The 18,822-nt window shown below is 66.9% G+C and carries 17 protein-coding genes; 11 read left to right on the top strand and 6 right to left on the bottom strand.

The window, feature by feature from the left end:
- Nucleotides 1–820: 820 nt before the first annotated feature.
- Both EV192_RS09650 and EV192_RS09655 read right to left on the bottom strand, forming a co-directional pair.
- The gene (locus EV192_RS09650) at nt 821–1,429 is read right to left on the bottom strand and encodes a MerR family transcriptional regulator (RefSeq protein WP_132113555.1); all 609 of its coding nucleotides are present in this window, start codon (nt 1,427–1,429) and stop codon (nt 821–823) included.
- A 73-nt stretch (nt 1,430–1,502) separates the two neighbouring features.
- Nucleotides 1,503–2,024, bottom strand: a complete 522-nt coding sequence (locus EV192_RS09655) for a PadR family transcriptional regulator (protein ID WP_165960317.1) — start codon at nt 2,022–2,024, stop codon at nt 1,503–1,505.
- Nucleotides 2,025–2,099: 75 nt separating this feature from the next.
- On the opposite strand from EV192_RS09655, the gene EV192_RS09660 reads away from it, so the two are divergent.
- From EV192_RS09660 to EV192_RS09670, 3 genes are all read left to right on the top strand, one after another.
- Entirely contained in the window at nt 2,100–3,596 is a 1,497-nt protein-coding gene (locus EV192_RS09660; protein WP_132113559.1) for an MFS transporter, read from the top strand.
- A gap of 76 nt (nt 3,597–3,672) precedes the next feature.
- On the top strand, nt 3,673–4,101 hold the full coding sequence (locus EV192_RS09665; protein ID WP_132113561.1) for an SCP2 sterol-binding domain-containing protein: 429 nt from the start codon (nt 3,673–3,675) through the stop codon (nt 4,099–4,101).
- A 15-nt stretch (nt 4,102–4,116) separates the two neighbouring features.
- Nucleotides 4,117–5,136, top strand: a complete 1,020-nt coding sequence (locus EV192_RS09670; protein WP_132113563.1) for a ketoacyl-ACP synthase III family protein — start codon at nt 4,117–4,119, stop codon at nt 5,134–5,136.
- 157 nt (nt 5,137–5,293) lie between these two features.
- Here EV192_RS09670 and EV192_RS09675 read toward each other — a convergent pair whose 3' ends face one another.
- The gene (locus tag EV192_RS09675) at nt 5,294–6,043 is read right to left on the bottom strand and encodes a TetR/AcrR family transcriptional regulator C-terminal domain-containing protein (protein ID WP_207925956.1); all 750 of its coding nucleotides are present in this window, start codon (nt 6,041–6,043) and stop codon (nt 5,294–5,296) included.
- 804 nt (nt 6,044–6,847) lie between these two features.
- On the opposite strand from EV192_RS09675, the gene EV192_RS55615 reads away from it, so the two are divergent.
- Nucleotides 6,848–7,111: a COG3415 family protein gene (locus tag EV192_RS55615; RefSeq protein WP_243726749.1), complete on the top strand. Its 264-nt coding sequence runs from the start codon at nt 6,848–6,850 to the stop codon at nt 7,109–7,111.
- 372 nt (nt 7,112–7,483) lie between these two features.
- Here EV192_RS55615 and EV192_RS09685 read toward each other — a convergent pair whose 3' ends face one another.
- Complete coding sequence (locus tag EV192_RS09685; RefSeq protein ID WP_132113565.1) at nt 7,484–8,170, bottom strand: isochorismatase family protein; 687 nt, start codon at nt 8,168–8,170, stop codon at nt 7,484–7,486.
- Entirely contained in the window at nt 8,167–8,544 is a 378-nt protein-coding gene (locus EV192_RS09690; protein WP_132113567.1) for a PPOX class F420-dependent oxidoreductase, read from the bottom strand. The genes EV192_RS09685 and EV192_RS09690 overlap by 4 nt, the downstream gene beginning before the upstream one ends.
- 140 nt (nt 8,545–8,684) lie before the next feature.
- Between EV192_RS09690 and EV192_RS09695 the strand changes: the two genes are divergently transcribed.
- Entirely contained in the window at nt 8,685–9,149 is a 465-nt protein-coding gene (locus tag EV192_RS09695; protein ID WP_207925957.1) for a MarR family winged helix-turn-helix transcriptional regulator, read from the top strand.
- Nucleotides 9,150–9,379: 230 nt separating this feature from the next.
- Here EV192_RS09695 and EV192_RS55620 read toward each other — a convergent pair whose 3' ends face one another.
- A complete protein-coding gene (locus EV192_RS55620; RefSeq protein ID WP_165960318.1) occupies nt 9,380–9,595 on the bottom strand; it encodes a helix-turn-helix domain containing protein in 216 nt (71 codons plus the stop codon).
- Between the two features lie 313 nt (nt 9,596–9,908).
- Between EV192_RS55620 and EV192_RS09705 the strand changes: the two genes are divergently transcribed.
- The 6 genes from EV192_RS09705 to EV192_RS09730 all read left to right on the top strand — a co-directional run bounded on the left by EV192_RS09705 (nt 9,909) and on the right by EV192_RS09730 (nt 18,794).
- Entirely contained in the window at nt 9,909–12,473 is a 2,565-nt protein-coding gene (locus tag EV192_RS09705; RefSeq protein WP_132113569.1) for a S8 family peptidase, read from the top strand.
- A gap of 779 nt (nt 12,474–13,252) precedes the next feature.
- On the top strand, nt 13,253–13,540 hold the full coding sequence (locus tag EV192_RS09710) for a hypothetical protein (RefSeq protein ID WP_243726750.1): 288 nt from the start codon (nt 13,253–13,255) through the stop codon (nt 13,538–13,540).
- 40 nt (nt 13,541–13,580) lie between these two features.
- Nucleotides 13,581–14,693 carry an AAA family ATPase gene (locus EV192_RS09715; RefSeq protein ID WP_132113571.1) on the top strand — a complete coding sequence of 371 codons (1,113 nt, stop codon included), beginning with the start codon at nt 13,581–13,583 and terminating at the stop codon, nt 14,691–14,693.
- A complete protein-coding gene (locus EV192_RS09720) occupies nt 14,690–15,025 on the top strand; it encodes a bpX5 domain-containing protein (protein WP_132113573.1) in 336 nt (111 codons plus the stop codon). The genes EV192_RS09715 and EV192_RS09720 overlap by 4 nt, the downstream gene beginning before the upstream one ends.
- Nucleotides 15,022–16,650 carry a hypothetical protein gene (locus tag EV192_RS09725; protein ID WP_132113575.1) on the top strand — a complete coding sequence of 543 codons (1,629 nt, stop codon included), beginning with the start codon at nt 15,022–15,024 and terminating at the stop codon, nt 16,648–16,650. Before EV192_RS09720 ends, EV192_RS09725 begins: the two co-directional genes overlap by 4 nt.
- Nucleotides 16,647–18,794 (top strand): bpX6 domain-containing protein, encoded by a 2,148-nt coding sequence (locus EV192_RS09730; RefSeq protein ID WP_132113577.1) that lies wholly within the window; start codon nt 16,647–16,649, stop codon nt 18,792–18,794. The genes EV192_RS09725 and EV192_RS09730 overlap by 4 nt, the downstream gene beginning before the upstream one ends.
- Nucleotides 18,795–18,822 lie beyond the last annotated feature (28 nt).

Genomic DNA, 18,822 nt, shown 5'->3' on the forward strand with positions numbered 1-18,822 from the left:
ACGGCAAACACTTCCTCGAAGTCCTCGTCATGCTCGCCGAGGGCGACCCTGGCTGCCCGCACATTCGTAATCACCAGCGACGATCTGACCAGTTAAACAAATATTTGTCTGTATTGACCGTTCTCTCAGCCCGTCATCTGAAAAGATCACCGCCTTTCAGACCAACGTACCACGGTATCCGGCGCAGCGATAACCAAACCGCCAGCGGTCGCGCCCCAGTGCAAGTGAGGACATCAAAGCGGAATGTTCGTCCGCGTCCCCCGGGCCCGGTCAGCGGCGGCGGGCCCGGCCAGCCGGTATCGGGCGGGAGCGGGCTTGATGTGTCGTCGACGACTCCGATCGCCCGCCGGACGCCGCCCACGTCGTCCTCGTACACGACTCCGACAGTGTGCCCGGCTAGCCGGGTCAGCGCTGTCACCACGTTCGGTGCCCATTTCGCAGGCAGTTCCTCGAAAACGGGACCTGTCCCATCGCACCGCCCATCGCCGTCGGGTCAAGCGATCCGGCGTTCACCAGGTGTACCAGGCAGGCTTGCGGAGTGCGTGGATCCGTGTCCCGGTCAGCGCCACTCGCGAGTGGCGCTGACGGATGGGTGGAAAGGGTCATCGGTGGCTGCGCCCCTGTCTGCTAGGGTCACCGGAATCTCGAGGCGCAGCGTTTCAGCGAACTCTCGAAAACGGGTTGAGGGGCGCTTGACCCGGGCAAAGGCAAGATCACGCCAGGCGAGGCCAGTTCGCACGCCCCACCCGCAGATGATCACTCAAGGTCACATCGTCGTCACAGTAGATGATCTTGCCCTTGCCCTGCGCTTGACCGCGAGTCAGCTCGCCGGGTCACCGCCGTCGGCGCTGGGCATGGCTTGAGTGCGGCGCTGGCGCATCTCGGCCGCCTGCTCGGCGGGCAGCGCGTTCATCGCTTCCTCGCGTTTGCGTCCCATCTCGGCCAGCTCCTCGTCGCTGAGGCGCCCCATCCTGTCCGCGCGCTCCTCGGCCATCTTGGCCACCTGCTCGGGTGTGAACGGCTGGTCCATACTGATCATCTCCTCTATGAGCTGGATGAATTCGGTCACCGATGGCTTGGCCGTGCGGTCGAGCGCGCCGAGTATTCCGAGGAGCCGCGTACGAACTTGTCTCGATTTCTCGATGCGGTCCTCAAGCACGTGAAGCTGCCGCCGGATCAAATCGCGTGGATCGTCGACAATCCGACCGAGTGTCGTGCGTATCTCGTCAAGTGAGAGGCCGAACCCGCGCAATGCGATGATCCGGTGCAAACGACGAATGTCCTCGTCCGTATACGTCCGATGACCGGCCGATGTCCGGGATGAGGGCACGAGCAGACCGAGCCGATCGTAGTGGTGCAGTGTGCGCACAGTGATTCCGGTGACACGGGCCAGCTCGCCGATCCGCCACTGTTGCTTCCGCTCCGCCACCGTTCCTCCCCGTGTGTGCTTCCGACGCTAGAACCTGACGTCGGGTCAGGGTCAATGCCGATCTCGCTCAGGTTCACAGGCGGGCCTCAATCCGCCGCCGCGTCTCGTCACACCAGCCGAGCATGGCGTCGGCCAGCCGCAGAGTCAGGTCGTAGGCGATCATGTGCGAGTCGTGCGGGGCGACGAACTGTTCGCTCTCGGCGATGAACGACGCGAGGCCGTCCCGCTCCCGCTGCCACACCTTGGCCTCCCGGTCCAGCACCTCGAGCGCGTCCTTGGCCGACAGGGCGAAGGTGAGCAGGAAAGCCCGCAGGTAGACCTCACTGCGCATGGTCCGGTCCGGTTCGACCTCCACCAGCCAGTGCCGCAGCTCGCCGCGACCGGCCGGGGTGAGCGCGTAGGTGCTCCGGTTGCGGGGTCCTTGCGCGCTGACCTCGATCTTGCCGCTCGCGGCGAGTTTCGACAGCACCGGGTAGAGCTGGGGATTCTGCGCGTGCCAGACCCGCGGCAGCGTCTGCTCGAAGTGCTTGGCCAGCTCGTAGCCGCTGGCCGGGGCGACGCTGAGCAGCCCAAGCACCGCGTGTTGCAGAGACAAGTCGACCTCCGTCTTCGCCAAGCCTGACATCTATGATTCTATATATAGAGTTCTACATATGAGCAAGGAGTGATCATGACCTCACCCGAGGGGGGCGAGCAGACAGCTCCCGCTGACAGTCTCCGCGCCCGCATCGCGCAGCTGACGCCGCCGACCCAGCACACGGTGATCATTGTCGCCATCCTGGTGATGTTCCTGGGGCTGCTGGACACCACGGTCCTCGGCACCGCGCTGCCGCGTATCGTTGAGCAGCTGCGCGGCGACCAATCCCTCTACACCTGGACCGTCACCGCCTACCTGCTTGCCTCTATCGTGAGCACACCGCTGTACGGCCGCTACGCCGACCTACGCGGCCGCAAGCCCATGCTGCTGCTCGGGCTCATCCTGTTCCTGGCCGGGTCGGTCGGGAGCATGCTCGCTCAGTCCATGCCCGAACTGGTCATCTTCCGTGGCGTGCAAGGACTTGGCGCAGGCAGCCTGATGACCGTCGTAACCTCGTTGATGTTCGACGCGTTCCCCATGAAGCGCGTCGCCAAACTGCAGGCCTTCATGGGGACGATGCTGACGGTGACGGTCATCGGGGGCCCGTTCCTCGGCGGCCTGATCACCGACTACCTGGGGTGGCGGGCCATCTTCGGGCTCAACCTCCTCTTCGGCATCCCGGCGCTCGCGGTACTGGCCTGGCTGCTGCCGTCCTTCCGCCCGCCCCGGCGGCAGGGCGGCCGGACCGACCTTGCCGGTGCCGTTCTGATCGTGGTCGGGCTCGCCCTGATCATGCTGGGGCTGACCGAGAAGAGTCAGGTCACAAGCCGTCAGCCGGCCGAGTGGACCAGCCCGCAAGTCGGTGGCCTGCTCGCCGGTGGCGTCGTGGCTCTCGTGCTGTTCGTGCTGGTCGAACGGCGTGCGTCCACCCCACTGGTTCCCCTGCGGCTGTTCCGGTCCAGGACGTTCTCGGCCGCGCTGGCGACCGGCCTGTTCTTCTCGGTCACCATGCTGCCCACCGGGGTGTTCCTGCCGTTGTACTTCCAGCATGTGCGCGGCCTGTCACCCGCGGAGTCGGCGTTGTGGATGATTCCGTCGTTGGTGGCCATGATCGGCGGCAACCGGATCAGCGCCCGCCTCGTGCTCTACCCGGGCAAGGCGCGGTGGGTGCTGCTGAGCGGCGCGGTCCTGGTCACCATCGGCTCGGTGTTGTTCACGATGATCTCGGCCGGCACGCCGCTGGTACTCGTCACGGCGTTCGCCCTGGTCCGAGGACTCGGCCTCGGCCCGTCGATGGCGGCCATCTCCATCCTCACCCAGAACGCGGCCCCGCAGCAGGACGTGGGCACGGCCATGTCCAGCGGCAACATGTTCAAGTCCGTCGGTCAGATGCTCGGCCTGGCGGTGGCCGCGACGATCTTCGCTCACGTCCAGGCCACAGAGAACGGCGCGTTGAGCGACGGGATCACCACGGCGATCGCCATCGTCGGCGGGGTCGGCGGGGTGCTGGCCGCGCTCGGCGCGTTGTTCATTGAGGACCTGCCCATGCGGCATCTGCGTCCCAGCAAGCCCGCAACCGCCAGTCGCTGAGGCCGCCCAGCGGACTTCGAGCACACGTCGAGCAAACGGCGGCAGACTGCCGTCATCCCAGCACACAAGGAGTGCCATGAACGACATCGCCACTCACTACGGGCAGATCGCCAAAATCGTCGACTCGAACCCGGTGGAGGACCTGCCCGCCGTACTGACGGCTGAGGCAGGTGGGACGGACGCGGTCCTCGACACCGTCTTCGCTGTCTGGGTCCAGCGCATCGATCCCGCCCGGACAGGCGACATGGATGCCGACATCCAGTTCGACATCGGTACTGAGGAGGGTGTCAAGTCCTACGTGATGGCGTTGCGGCCCAACAGCTGCGAAGGACGGCGGGGTTCCGTGGACGCCCCCCTGTCCACGATCACCGTGGGGCTGACGGACTTCCTGCTGCTGGTGACCGGCAACGTCACCGGCGCCTCGCTCGGGATGACCAACAGGATGCGCACCAGCGGGGACACATCCGTGGTGATCAAGATGAAGAACTGGTTCGCTGCCCCGTAGCGAGAGGAGGCCGCAATGCGTTGGGACAGCTTGTATGTAGCTGGTGTGGGTACGTGGCTGCCGGAACCGCTCCCGGTGGCGGCGGCCGTGATCGAAGGGAAGGTTGACGAGGCCCGGGTCGAGGAACTCGCGTACAAGTCCGTGCTCGTGGCCGACGAGCTGAGCCCACCGGAGATGGCGGTGCGCGCGGCCGATGTCGCGATCGGCCGCGCGGGCATCCCGCGTGACGAGTACTCGGTCGTACTGCACAACACCAGTTGGTATCAAGGACATCCGATGTGGCCGTCAGGCAGCTATGTGGGCCGCCACTCGGTCGGGGCACACGTGCCGTGCTTCGAGATCCAGCAGCGGTGCAACGGGGCACTGGGCAGCATCGAACTCGCCGGCGCCCATCTGGCATCGGGGATCTCCACCGGCAGCGCGGCTTTGCTCACCACCGGGGACAGGTTCGTGGCCCCGGCGATCGACCGCTGGCACTGCCACCCACAGAGCGCGGTCGCTGACGGCGGAACCGCCGCCGTCCTGTCGGCAGTCGGCGGTTTCGCCCGCGTGGTGGCCACTTCGACAGCCGTCGACAACACCTTGGAACAAGTCAACCGCGGTCTGCGCCCCTTCAGCGAGCTGCCGCCGGACCCGGCCGAGCCGTTCGAGTACACCTCCCGGTACCGCGAGTACGTGGCCGGTCCTGGCGGTGGTGACGCCGCAGAACAGTTGAAGAAGGTTCTCATCACCGCCTGCGAGACTGTCCTGTCCGACGCGGGCATCGGTATCGACGATGTGGCCGTGCTCGTCATCCCTGCCGTCGGCGCCGGTCGGCTGAGCCGTGTGCTCGGTGTCCCGGTGGAACGCACCAGCTGGGACTTCGCCGCCAGCACCGGCCACCTCGCCAGCGGTGGCGACCAGATCGCCGGCTTCGCCAACCTGCTGGAAACCGGTTCGGTGTCGCCAGGTGACCACGTCATGCTGTTCGGCGGCGGCGGAGGTTACACATGTACCGCCGCTGTCCTGCAGATCAACGAGGTTCCCGACTGGTGACGCCGCGCTTGCCGAAAATGTCATCCACGACCAAGGCACTGCGGACACCGACCGCCTGCAACCCTCACCGCCGCAGCCTGACACGAGGGTCCAGGTGACGCTGGACCGTCACCTGTTTTTCCGATCAGTGTTGTACATGCTGCACCCGCGTCGCACGTCATCGCCTCAAGCGGCGACGCGGCAACGCCTCGATCGTCGAGAGCGCGTGGCTGATCAGCGCCGCGATGCCGAACTCCGAACGCTCGTCGAACGTGTCGTCCATGAACAGCCTCTCCACGCGAGCCAGGGTCGGGTACTTCTCGGCGCTCGCCTCGTACCGGCTGGCCGGGTCCGAGCGCTCGAACTGCTCTTCCTGGACCAGCCCGATGAGGAGGCAGTGCAGCGCCCAGGCGGTGCGCGCCGCCACGGCCTCGCTGGTGCCCAGCTCGAGGAACGCCGCAACGATCACCTCTGCCACGTGCAGGGTGTTGGACTCAAGCACTTTCGTGCCCGCGACCACGCGCGCGCCATCCCGGTGCGCAAGCAGCGCCAAGCGCAGCCGTCGCGACATCTCGGCGATCCGGTCTCTGGGATCCTCGGGAAGGTCGTTGAGCGAGAGCTCACCGAGGATCGCATCCGCCAACAGCTCGAAGAGCCTGGCCTTGGTATTCACCTGGAACGAGACCGAATTGAGGTGCACCTGCATGCGCTTGGCCACGCCGCGTAGCGTGACTGCGGCGATGCCTGACTCGTCCAGCAGCGCGAGCGACTCGGCGACCACGTCGTCCCGGCTGACCCGTTTCCTGCCTTTCTGCAACGAACCTCGTCCCCCTTTCGTCGAGTCCTTGAGGGTCGTCCTGGCGATCGACACCTGCTGTCGCTCACCGCCGGAGAGCGACCCGTCGCCTTCATCGACGGGCGTGTCCAATCCCGAACGGCAGCCGCGCTCCGGGTCGACGAGAAGGCTGCACAAACTCAGCTGGCATCGATCCCGCGTCGCGTCGAACCGGCCACACTTGAAAGCAGTTCTTGGCCAGCGAAGCCCGCGGCATCGCACGCCCCAGAGTACCAGCGACACTATGAAAAGCACCGGCCTCACCAAACCTGGGGCACGGGCGCTGCCGAGCGTGCCGCGGTAAAACTAAAGGCGGTCAAAGACTTTAGAGTGCGCGTCTGCGTCCGTTTAGATGGTCTGCTAGGCGCTGCCAGGCCATAGCGTTCTCGCGGGCGAGGTTGACGACGATACCAATGCAATGAGATGGCATATCATCGACCACCTTCTTCCACTCGATCGTCTCTGCTGGGTAGACACCGAGTGTCCGAACAAGAAGCCTTCCCGCATCGTTTAGCCGGAGCGATGGATCCGCCCGCAGACTCTGCAATGCCGAGGCTCGATCCATGCCCGACAGACGATCTCCGCTCTTATCTCTCGACCGGTCCGGCGCCGCATGGCGTTTTGATCGTCGCGGCGAAGACCTCGTCCTGTCGCGTTGACCGACTGGCACAGGGTCCTGCCCGGAAAAGAGTGCGCTCACGCACATTGAGCACCGTGGACGGTGCCAGTCAATCGCGACGTATCCTCGTGTTCAACTGTGTCTTCGGCACAGTCGAACGACGACGTATCTCACCCACTGTTCTAGTGCCGCGTCAACCAACGTTGGCGCTGTAATCGTGTCGCGTGGACGTGCTGTTGGTTGATGGTTCAGGCTGGGCCGCTGGAGGTGGTGGTTGAGTGGGACGTCGGCCTGAGGTGTTCGTTCGTCCGCTGGAGCCTGAGCAGGCCCAGCGGCTGGTCAAGGTCACCCGGTCCACGCGGGACCGTGTCCGGTCGCGGCGGGCCGGGATCGTGCTGGCCTCGGTGCAGGGCCGCAGCGCCAGGGACATCGCGGTCATGTTCGCCGCGACCGACAGTCATCTGCGGGAGGTGATCCACGCGTTCAACGACCTCGGGGTTCGCAGCCTTGGACCCCAAATGCAGCGGCGGCCGACCGCGTAAGTTCGGTCCGGCCGCCAACGCCTCCTGGCTGAACTGGACCGAGTGCGAGTCCACCGCATTGCGGTACTTCACCCTCGACGGCAGCGACTCCCCCTCCCACACCGCCCAGGAACTGGCCATCGCCCGCTACATCCGTTGGGCCACCAAGCAAGCCACCCCGAAACGGCACTTCGCCACAAACTCCAAGATCCGCAGACCCGATTACCCACCCAACGTTGCATGACGCGGCACTAGGTCAGACGGTCACCGTGCACACGGGCCCTGGGTTCAGGAAGCAGTTCGAGCCCTTGATCTGATTGTCGGCTGTGCTGGATGGAAGCCATCAGTGAGTGCAGGAGATTGCCACTCCCCGAATAGCCCAATGTTGAGAGATTACGAGCTGGCCTGGCGGCCAAGTTCGGCGTTGTACCACTGCAAAACGGGCAACGCGCGCCGCGCCTGTGGCGAGGCCCAGTCGCGGAACCACTCGAGCACCATAGCCATGGCGGTACTCGCCGTGGCACCAGCATGAATCATGCGATCCAACGCGCGATCATAGGCGGTGGTGCTCTGACCGGCAATGGCGTCGCCGATGACGGCCAGGTCCAGACCGGCGGCCAGCATGTGCACGGTGGGAAAGGCAACACAAATCTCGCTGTAAAGCCCGCCAATCACCACCCGCCGCCGGCCAGTCGCGTGGACCGCGCGGCGTACGGCGGGGTCGTCCCAGGCATCCATTGTGCTCCGGTCAATGGGTTGAAAGCCCGGCACATCACCCAGCAAGGCCGGAACCGTCGGCCCGTTAATCCCCATCGCCACGCCAACCGTGGTGAGCACAACGGGAATGGACAGGGCGACCGCCATCCTGGCCAACAATCGGGCATTGAGCTCAATCACCCGGGGATCGGCGCCGCGCAAACCGGCGAATGTCTCCGGCTGATAATCGACAAGCAGCAACGCCACATCCTCCTGCCGCCAGATCGGCGATCGCGCCGGCTGCTCGGCCGCTGCTCGCGGCGCAGCGAGCACTCCGGCCGCTGCGGCCGCCGTGCCGGTCAACACGGTCCTGCGTGAGGTCATCGTTGCTCTCCTTCGTCCAGACCCCAGGATGTGATCGTTTCCGGGGTGATGCGGATCAGGGCCTCGCCGCCGGTCGCCGGGGCGTCGATGGCCTCGGCGCGGCCCTGGATGGTGACGCAGCGGGGGCGCCATGGGGGCAGGACATCGTCGACGACGAAGGCGACGTTGGGGTTGTGCCGCACGTTGCGGAACTTGCGGGTGGCAGCGAAGTCGCGGCCGGAAATGTCGATCGTGCCGAGCTCGGCGTTGTAGTACCAGCCGAGGGGGACCAGGTGCGGGCGGCCGTCCCTGGTGATGGTGGCGAGCCGGCCGAGCCTGCGTTCGCCCGGCTCGACATCGAGGTAGGCCAGTTCGGCTGGGGTGAAGGTCGCCATGGTCGCTCCGATCGCGGGGAAGCGGATGCATCGACCCGACCGCCCCTTGGCCAGTTAGTTGCTGCGAGGAAATTTGTTGTGACAAGTAAAGTTTGTACACGAGGATATTCCTCGCGTCAACTAACTGCTAGCATGAGGCCGTGGCGACCTTCACCGACCCCCGGCTGACCGTGATCGGCCTGTTGGTCGAGGTGCATGGTGGGCTGATGGCGCGCTTGGACAAGGTGCACGCGACCGCCGGGTTTTCTGGCACGGACTTCGATGTGCTCATTCGGCTCGCCCGATCCCCTGGTCACCGGCTGCGCATGAGCGACCTCGCCGCCCAGACCGCCCTCTCGACGAGCGGGGTCACCCGCATCGTCGACCGTCTCGAACACCGCGGCCTGCTCACCAGGCAGCTCAGCTCGGATGACCGCCGCAGCCTGCTCGCCGTGCTCACCGACGAGGGCCTCGATCGCCTCACCGCTCACCTACCCGGCCTGTTCGCCGCGATCGATTCGGCCCTCGTCGACGTGCTCACCCTCCAAGAGTTGGACCAGTTGGTCGGCACCTTCCGGATGCTGCGCGAGCACCTGCACCCCGACGCCACCGCGGGAGCCCACTAGTGCCGCATCATGCAACGTTGGGTGGGTAATCGGGTCTGCGGATCTTGGAGTTTGTGGCGAAGTGCCTTTTCGGGGTGGCTTGCTTGTTGGCCCAACGGATGTGGCGGGCGATGGCCAGTTCCTGGGCGGTGTGGGAGGGGTAGTCGCTGCCGTCGAGGGTGAAGTACCGCGATGCGGTGAACTCGCACTCGATCCAGTTCAGCCAGGAGGCGTTGGCGGCCGGACCGAACTTACGCGGTCGGCCGCCGCTCCATTTTGGGTCCAAGGCTGCAAACCCCGAGGTCGTTGAACGCGTGGATCACCTCCCGCAGATAACTGTCGGTCGCGGCGAACATGACCGCGATGTCCCTGGCGCTGCGGCCCTGCACCGAGGCCAGCACGATCCCGGCCCGCCGCAACCGGACACGGTCCCGCGTGGACCGGGTGACCTTGACCAGATGCGGCACTGGAAAGTCCGGACACAAAGCCCGCGAGAATCCACCTGATTGATCTGGTCCTGACATCACGAGACGAAAACTCGACGACTACCTATAGTAGGTGTAGTTTCCGCCTCCACCTGACCACTTCCGCGGGCAGACGACCACAATTGACCAGGTGATCGGATGACCCGTCGTTCGCTAGGGTGATAGCTTCTGTTCGCTCTGTAACTACTGGCTGGAACTGCCCGTCGGGCCGTGACCTGAAATTGATTCCGCAATCGGTATCTGTTGGCATAACGGGTCCTCATTCCATACATGCCATCGACTATTGGGAGATCCGATGAGAATCGATATCGACGAGCCGCACGGACGGACGGCGCGATACGCGCTCGCTAGTGCCAATCTGCACGAGCGTACTGTCTCGGCCTTGCGGCTGGATGGGCGCACCCCGACCACCTTCGTTGCCGACGAGGTGGTCGTCGACGCAGCCGACCGTGACCTGATCGACCGCATGTTGGCGCACGGCGGACGGATCGTGCGCGACGTCTACGACCCCGACCCGCCGGCGGAGTTCCGCGACGCCGGGCTCGGCCGGGAGACCCCGGTCGACCTGGCCGGGCTGCCCCGCAGCGTCCGGATCCAGTTCGAGCGTGTGCCCGAAGCGCGTGACGTCGACCTAGAGGCGTACCTGAGCCGAGCCGGGCTGCCCGCCGAACGCCTGACGTTCTCCGACGACACGGCCGCTGCGCTGACGCGGCTGATAGCGCCGATGGTCACCGATGGCCGGGGCATCTGGTTGAACGAGATCGGCACCGATGCGACGCTTCCACTGCACGAGCCTCATGAAGGTCCCTACCTGGCGTTCGACATCGACCCGTTCAAGTGGAACAGCATGACCGGACGCACGCGTGTTGCCGCGGCGTGGCAGCTGATCGAAAGCATGCGTATCGCGCGTTCGGTGAGCCCCGTGGTGTTCATTTGCATTGTCGACAGTGGCTTCTGGTTCGACGCTCCCCAGGCGCCGCCCGACTCGGCGGGCGCACAGACCTTCGCTGACATCGGGGCCGGCGGCCCGCAGTGGAACGCGGTGAGCGACTCGCAGGGCATACCGACCGGACCGGGTCGCACGAACTACCACGGCACCTCAGTGGCGGGCGTGGCCGGTGCCGTCGTGGGAAACAAGAAGGCCGCGGCTGGGTCCGGCGGCACGGTTGCCCACCTGTGTTTCTTCTATGACGACCGCACCGCCGACTCGGCGAAGACGGCGATGATCCGGTGCGCCCAGTGGGGCATCCCGATCGTGAACTACTCGGGCACATTCACCTCCATCGAGCTGTTCTTCGGCACGAGCGCCTGGAACGACACCTTCAACTGGGCTGCCGACAACGGCACGATCATGTTCGCCGCCGCAGGCAACGACAACATCAGCCTGCCCGACGACGCCGTCAAGCGCCCGGCCTCGCGAACGCCGCGTGCCCTGACCATCGGCGCGCTGAACGACGACGGCACCAAGGCCGGCTTCTCCAACTACGGCAGTTCCGTGGACCTCTGGGCCCCAGGCGTCAATATCCCGCTAGTCCCGAATCCTGGTGCGATGGACGGCAAGCCCCTGTCCGGGACATCCTTCTCAGCGCCGCTCACCGCGGGCGTCGCCGCGATGGTCCGCGCCGCGAACCCGAATCTGACCATGGACCAGGTCCGCGACACACTGGTGAACACCGGATGGGACGGCGCGGGACCGGGCGGCAAGGGTTTGGACGCCTATGCCGCGGTGTGGGCCGCCATGGCGGGCCGTTTCGCGGAGGACGTGTTCGAGAAGCCGCAGGAGACGTTGTTCCCGCACGCGGACGGCACGTTCAAGCCGATCTTCAACGAGGCGATCAACCGCAACGGTGATCGCGACACGTTCCTGATCAACGTCTCCGCGTTCTCGACGATCCAGGTGGATCTCCAGTGGTACGAGCGGCTCGCGAACGTCACGCTCGCGATCGAGGCGACCGACCCGGCATCGATGGCGGACCCGGACAGCACGGTCGTCTCGACAGGAGCCGGCGCGGCCCTGCTCACCGCCGCAGTCGGCTCCGGGCAGTATCGGATCGTCGTGACCGGCAACGGCCCGACCGCGTACCTGCTGACCGGGCGTCTCACACCGGGCCACCTCGACCCCGACTGGTTCGAGGGCAACGACTCGTTCGACACCGCGACCCAGCTGCGCTTCGTGCGGAACCCCATCCCCGACCTGCACCACCGGTCCAAGCACGGTCCAGGGTCGTTCAACCTGACACTGCACACAAGCGGCACCGGCCCTGGCACAACCGACGTGGACTACTTCACCTTCACCGTGCCCACCGACATCGGCGCCCTGAACATCCCACAGATCATCGTGCACAGCGACGAACAGGTGGACGTCACGGCGTACGACGCGGCACGCCAGCAGATATTCAGCAAGCACGACAGGGATGTCACGCTCAGCTGGAAACCCGGAGAGACGTGCTACCTGCGGGTATCCGGGTCGACGCACACCCGCTACTCGCTCTACGTCGGGCTCACGCTCAACGACGAGGCCCTGCACAAGAACTGGCCAGAGGTCCAGATCCTGCCGCACTGGTGGGAGGGACCGCACCCGGACTGGGTGAAGGGCGAAACGTACCGCGGCATCATTCTCAACGAGGACGTGCTGAGCGATGGGCAGCTCGTCATCGGCGAGGCGACCACCGGCGTGCTGCCCGCGTCGGTGCGCGTCGAACTGCTGGACGACGCCGGCAACATCGCGGCGGAGTCGGTCGACACCGCGGGGCGTCGCACGTTCGACGTGGCTGGCCTGGAGCAGGGCGCGTACGTCCTGCGGATCACTTCTGGCGAGCAAGCACCAGTGGCGATCACCGTTCAGGCACCCTTGGGCTGACGCGGTCCCAGACTGCGAGCCGTGTCGGAGGCAAGGTATCCAGCCACCCCGACGAGTACCGCCACACCCAGCACGCCGATGGCTGTCGCCCCCCGGCGTGACTGGCTGTCCCCGATCAGCCACCGGACGTGCGGTCGGCTGGTTGTCATAGTGGTTGGTTGGGGTGCGACTTTGTGCCAGATCGGCACCTGGTCATTCCGGGCCGGATTAGGTCCGTCATGTGCCGGGTGAGTCCGGCCCAACTCGCGGGACGGGCGACCCGGCTGTGCGCCAACGCGGCCAGATGCGGGTGCTGTCCTTGTCGCGGTCGGGGGTTGAGCATGTCAAGCTGTCGCGACTGACCTGTCCGCAACCGGTTGGTCAAACTCGGAACGAACTGTTCTGACCAACCGCCGGGCACAAGCATCGCCGATGCCCTACCTACTGCACACGACAGCTCGGTCGTCGGCACGAATGGCTCGGCACCACTCGCGAGATTTCGCCGCACCAAGCCGCAATCGCTTGCGCAAAGTTTCAGCGGTGATAGGCCGGCCGGTCCTCGCCCCACCGGCAACCGCGATGCCACGTCGCTCTATCTGCGGCGGCGACTCCGGTAGTGCATGAACCGTCGACGGGACCGTCTGGCGACAACTGGCCAGCTGTCACAACACCATCCGCCGCCACAACAATCAAGTCCGCCACGGCACCAACACCCACCGAACCGCAGGAATCGCATCACGACTCGCCTCCTGCTCGCGAACGATCCGTGGCGGGAACTGTTGGGAGCGGTCCGGTCGGCGATGTCTGGCCCCGGTGCGAGTGAGGACTACACCTACGGACGGCCGTCGCGCAGGTCAGCTGGTCTGCCCGGTGTCGTCATGCCGAGCCTGCGGCGCCGGCCGCCCCGTGTCTGTGTGATCGTCGACACCTCCGGGTCCGTGAGCGACGACGAGTTGGGGACCGCGATCGTCGCGATCGGCCGCGCCGTGGGCGGCCGGCGTGACCTTGTCTCAGTGCTGTCGTGTGACGCCGCCGCCCACGTCACACATCCACTGTGCCACGCCGAAGGGGTCGCGCTGGTCGAGTAATTCGAGGGTTGGGGACTTGAAGTTTCCCTACACTCGCGGCGTGCAGGGGAATGACGCGGCGGCCGTGCGAGCGGCGGTGGTGGCCACACGGGACGGGTTGGTCGACCGGGAGCTCATCGCCGAGGTCGTGGTGTTGTGTGCGGTCGCGGGTGAACACTTGCTGGTAGTCGGTGCACCCGGCACAGCCAAGTCCGAGGCCGTCCGGCGGACGGCCGCGCAGCTGGGTGGGCGGTACTTCGAGTACGTCCTGGGCCGGTTCACCGAGCCGAACGAGATCTTCGGCCCGGTCGACCTGCGGCGCCTGCGGGACGGCGTCGTGGAGATCGAGACCGCGGGCATGCTGCCCGAGGCCGACGTCGCGTTCCTCGACGAGGTCTTCCTCGGCTCCACGGCGATTCTGAACACGCTGCTCGGTGTGCTGAACGAGCGCGTGTTCCGGCGTGGCGGCACGAACGTCACGTGTCCGCTGCGGGTCTGTGTGGGCGCGACCAACACCCTGCCGGAGGACCCGGCGCTGGCCGCGTTCGCCGACCGGTTCCTGGCCCGCCTGTTCGTCGCGCCGGTGGCCGACGCTCGCCTGGAAGAGCTGCTGGAAACCGGCTGGCGATCCGCGGCCACCGCCGGAAACGATCTGCTGCCAGCGGTCGACCGACTGGCGCGCCAAGCCCGCGACGTCGACATGACGGCGATGGTGCCGCTCGTCGCCACCGCCATCCGCCGGATGCGCAACGCAGGTATCACCATCACCGACCGACGGGCTGTGCGCGCGCAGCGACTCGTCGCGGCTGCGGCCGTCCTGGATGGACGGACCGTAGCGACGCCCAGCGACCTGTGGGTGTTGCCGATCGTCGCGCCGACCGCGGACACCCAGGCACTGGCCAAGGACGCGCTGGCGGACATGCTTACCAGTGCGGGCAACGATGGCCTGGTGTACGCGGCCGAGGAGTTCTCCGACGGCGTCCAGGCACGCGACCGAAGGCTCGCGGAGACCGCCGAGAAGCTGCTCGCGACACTGGGCGACCCGACCAGTCAGGACGAGCGCCTGCGGGTGGAGGCGACGCTTCGCGAGATCGACGCGAGCATCGCCTCGACCGACATGTCCGAACAGCTCAAGGGCGTCCGCGCCCGGCTCATCCTCGCCGCCCGGCCGTGAACATCACGTGGACCCGCCGCGAACCACCATTGCGGCCCGTGGCCGTCGCGGGCACGGACAGCCTGTACGACGCCGCCCGGAAACGCCTGGCGGACGGTGTGGCGATCAGGGCCGCGGTCGGTGACGGCTGGACGCTGATCCTCGGCGATGACCTGCCATGGGCCGACGGCGCGGTGTATCTCGGGTGGGAGGACGGGCTGCTGGTGCCGACGCTGTTGCGGCCATCCGTGCCGTCCAGCTTCCTGAAAGCCGCGCTGCCCGACGCGCTGGCTGTGCTCCCCGGTCGGGTATTGACCGGCGCCATGCCCGTACGGCAGGCGGAGCTGGCATGACTCAGCTTCCCGCCGCACTGGCCCCCTGGGCGACCGCACTGTCCACACTGGAAGTAGCCGCGGCGGTGGCGCTCGGCCCGCTGCTGCGCACGCTCGACACGATGGTCAGCCGGTACGACAACGGAACCGGCCAGGGTGACGTGTTCGACGGCTACAGCGGCATCACACGACACGGCATCCCCGAGCGGATCCTCATGTCGGAATGGGCCCTCGCGGATGAGTTCCCGCTGGAGTTCCTGCGCCGCGCGGCAGGCAACGAACTGCTGCACATGGCCCCTGCGTACCAGAACACCAGGCGACGCGGCCGGATCGCGGTGCTGGCGGACACCGGCCCGGACCAGATCGGCGCGAGCCGGCTCGTGCAACTGGCCGCGCTGATCGTGCTACACAGGCGTGCCCAAGCACGCGGCAGCGAACTGGCGTTGGGAGTGCTCGGTGACGAGGCCGGGCGGTGGCGCGAAGGTGACATCGCCCAACTACTGCTGGGCTGGGTAAGTGCCCGCCGGAGCACCGCGCCCGAAGCGGACGACGTGCGCCGGTGGAGCGCCGATCTGACCGCGGCGGACGAGATGTGGGTGCTCACCGGCCCCCGGCTCGCCCGACATCTGCCCGGCCGCCCACACACGCTGGTATGCGCCGAGTCCGCATGGGACGCCAACGGCGCCACCGCCGTGAAGATCACACTCGCGGACGCCGACGCGGAACTTCCCTTGCCTGGCCGGAATGTGGCCGTGCGGACGCTACGCGGGGCCGCGTTCCGCCAGGCGGTGGAGACGTCGTCCGGAGGTATGCGCTACCCGTTGTTCTCCAGCGGCGGACAACAGTTGATCGGACGCGGCAAGGACCTCACCGAGATCCGCGCCGTCCATGTGCCGCAGACCAAGGTGCGGCAATACCGGTTCCCCGGGCCGGTAGTCGCCGCGTCGTACCTGGGCAGGCGGCTGGTCGCGTTGTGCCAGACTGACGACACGCTGGTCGCGCGGGTCATCGGGAAGAAACTCGGCGGAGTGGACCGGATCTCCCTGTCGCTGAAGAACATCTCGCTGGATGACGCCATGTTCGAGACCCTGCGGCCGCTGTACTTCGACAGCGGCGCGCTCCTGTTCAACATCGACGGGAAATGGTGGCACGCCGAACCGTCCGGCAAGCTCAGCTCGCTCATCTCACCAACTATCGCCGCCGTCGCCACCGGTCCGGTTTTCGACTCCCCGCTCCGCGCCTACCGCACCCCAACCGGAGTCTGGGTCAACGGCTCCCAGCTGAACATCAACCCCGGGTCGCGGGTCTTCCTGGGCGGTGGCCTCAAGGCGTGGTCGGCGGACGGCATCGAGTGGGCGCTCGAGCACCCGGACGACGTGGTGACCATCGAGGACGGCGCCCAGGTCATCGGCCTGCACCGGATCGACGGCAAGCCGACGCTGATCACCCTGTCCCGCGCCGGGCTGCTCGTGCGCGCGGTCCGCCTCGGCAAGGTCGTGACGCTCAGCAAGTGGTCGGCCGGAATCACCCCGCCCACGGTCCACCCGACGAAGCCGTGGATCGCGGTCGAGCACAGCGACGGCAAGGTGGAAGTCGGCGACCTCCAGACCGGCGAGCTGCTCCTGCGGCTGCGGGGTGACCGGTGACGTTCCGGGGCCGGGTGACCGCGGCCGCCTTCGTCGTCGACCGGCCGCTCATCGGCGAACACGAGGCCCGGCAGCGGGTTCTGGAGTGGTGGGGCGACGGCGCCCGCGTGTACGAGCTGCCCACGGGGGTGTGGCTCGTCGTGTTGGCGAAGGCGGTGACGGTCCGGGCCGAGAAGGCGCCTGGGCTGCCGTTGACGGACCCCACAGCCGTACCCGTCGGCGGCGACGTGCTGCGGGCCGACCTGGACCAGCTGCCCAAGATCGACCTCGCCGACTGGATCGACATGGGCGAGATGCACCGGCTGACACCGGCCGACGCGCCGCTCACGGCCACGCGAGCGGTCGAGACACCCATCGTGCGGACGCAACGCGCAGTCGGCAAACTCGGCCAAGAAGAGCCGGCGCCGAAAACCGGCTTCATGTGGCGGTTCGCCCGGCTCGTGACACAAGCCGCGTACGAGCGTTACCTGCGCAGGCTGTCGCGTCTGTTCGAGCAACGGCAATGGGACGACGCCTTACGTGAGGCGATCGGCGTCCGCGACGGTGCTGGCACGAAACCGGCGTACCGCCTGCCTCGGCGACGCACAGGCCAGATCAAGCCCACGTTCATCATGCGCCCCAGCAACCGGACTGTCGGCAGCAGCGGCGGGCCGCGTCTGAACGACATGTACCGGACCGCGGCCCAGCGCCTGGAACACGAGGGCAGGATCGACGAGGCCGCGTTCGTCTACGCCGACCTGCTCAACCAGCCGTCCACGGCCGTCGCCGTGCTGGAACGCCACCAGCGCTACCGGACAGCGGCCGAACTCGCCGAAGGGCGGCGGCTGGCACCGGACGTGATCGTCCGGCTGTGGTGGCAGGCGGGCGACCGGGACCGAGCGATCACGGTGGCCCGGACATTCGGGGCGTTCGCCACCGCGATCGCCTTCATGTCCAGAGTGGACAAAGAAGCCGCCCGGCCGCTCCGGATCGAATGGGTCCGCTTCCTACAACAGGCCAACGACCACCTGGCGGCCGTGGAAGCCGCGTGGCCGGCGGACGACCTGCGGCCGACCGTGCTGACGAACATCCAGCACGGCATGGCCCTCGGCGGCCGCACAGCGGCCCACCTGCTGGCGTATCTGCTGGCCGAGTGGCCATCGGCCGACACCCAGCGAGCCGCGATGTCCACTTTGGATGGCGAACACCGGGGTCAGTTCGTGGCCACGCTCACCAAGGTCACGATTCGGGACCCGGCCGTGGACCGGCGAATCTGCACAGCCGCCCTGCGCGCATCACTCGGCGACGACACCCCGGTCAGCGCGTTGACTTACCGCGCCGACCCGTTGCTGGTCGTCGACCTCCCGGCCAGGAGGATGCACGCGGACCCGAACGGCACCCTGGTAATCGAAGTCCCACTGCGCAAGGGTGAGCTGCCGATCCTGGACGCGGTCGCCCTGGACAGCGGCGCGTTCCTGATCGCGCACGGCGACCTGGGCGTGACCCTCCGGGCGTCGGACGACACAATCCGCGCGCGGTGGAGCGTGCCCGCGCACGAACTCGTGGTCGCCGACCACGGTGGCAGCGCGTTGCTGGTCGCCCGCCTGGGCGAGTCGTGCGAGATTCACCGGCTCGACCTGACCAGCCGCAAGGTGACCCGCTGGACGAGCCTGCACAACACGCGGTTCGTCCCGTCCTACGACGGCGCGATCGCGATCACCGTGGACGAGGACGGCATCGCGTGGCTGGACACGCACGCCGAACCGCCCAGGGTGATGTGGCGCGAACTGACCCGTGACAACCAGATCCGGTCGCTGCAACGCGTCCCGAACAGCCTGGCCGCGGCTGTCGACGACGAACTGTGGCACTGGGACCTGCCGTCGATGGCCCTGCGCCGACGCGTCAAACTACCCGAGGACACCACCGGGCTGCTGGCCAACGGGAACACGATCACCTGCGACTCCCCCCGCGTCAGCGGATCGATGTTCACGACCGGCACACTGGTGCACGCGGCAGCACACACCACGCCCGCCCTGGACATCCGGTTCCCCGAATCGGACCCACCCGGATTTCGCGCACACGGCACCAACGTCACGCTCTGGGACAACGCGGGACGACTGGTGGCAGCCGACATCACGCAACGGCGGGTGCTGTCGACCGAATGAGTGGCTGTTGACCTGCGTGGACGTATTC

Source organism: Actinocrispum wychmicini (assembly GCF_004345645.1).
GTDB lineage: Bacteria > Actinomycetota > Actinomycetes > Mycobacteriales > Pseudonocardiaceae > Kibdelosporangium > Kibdelosporangium wychmicini.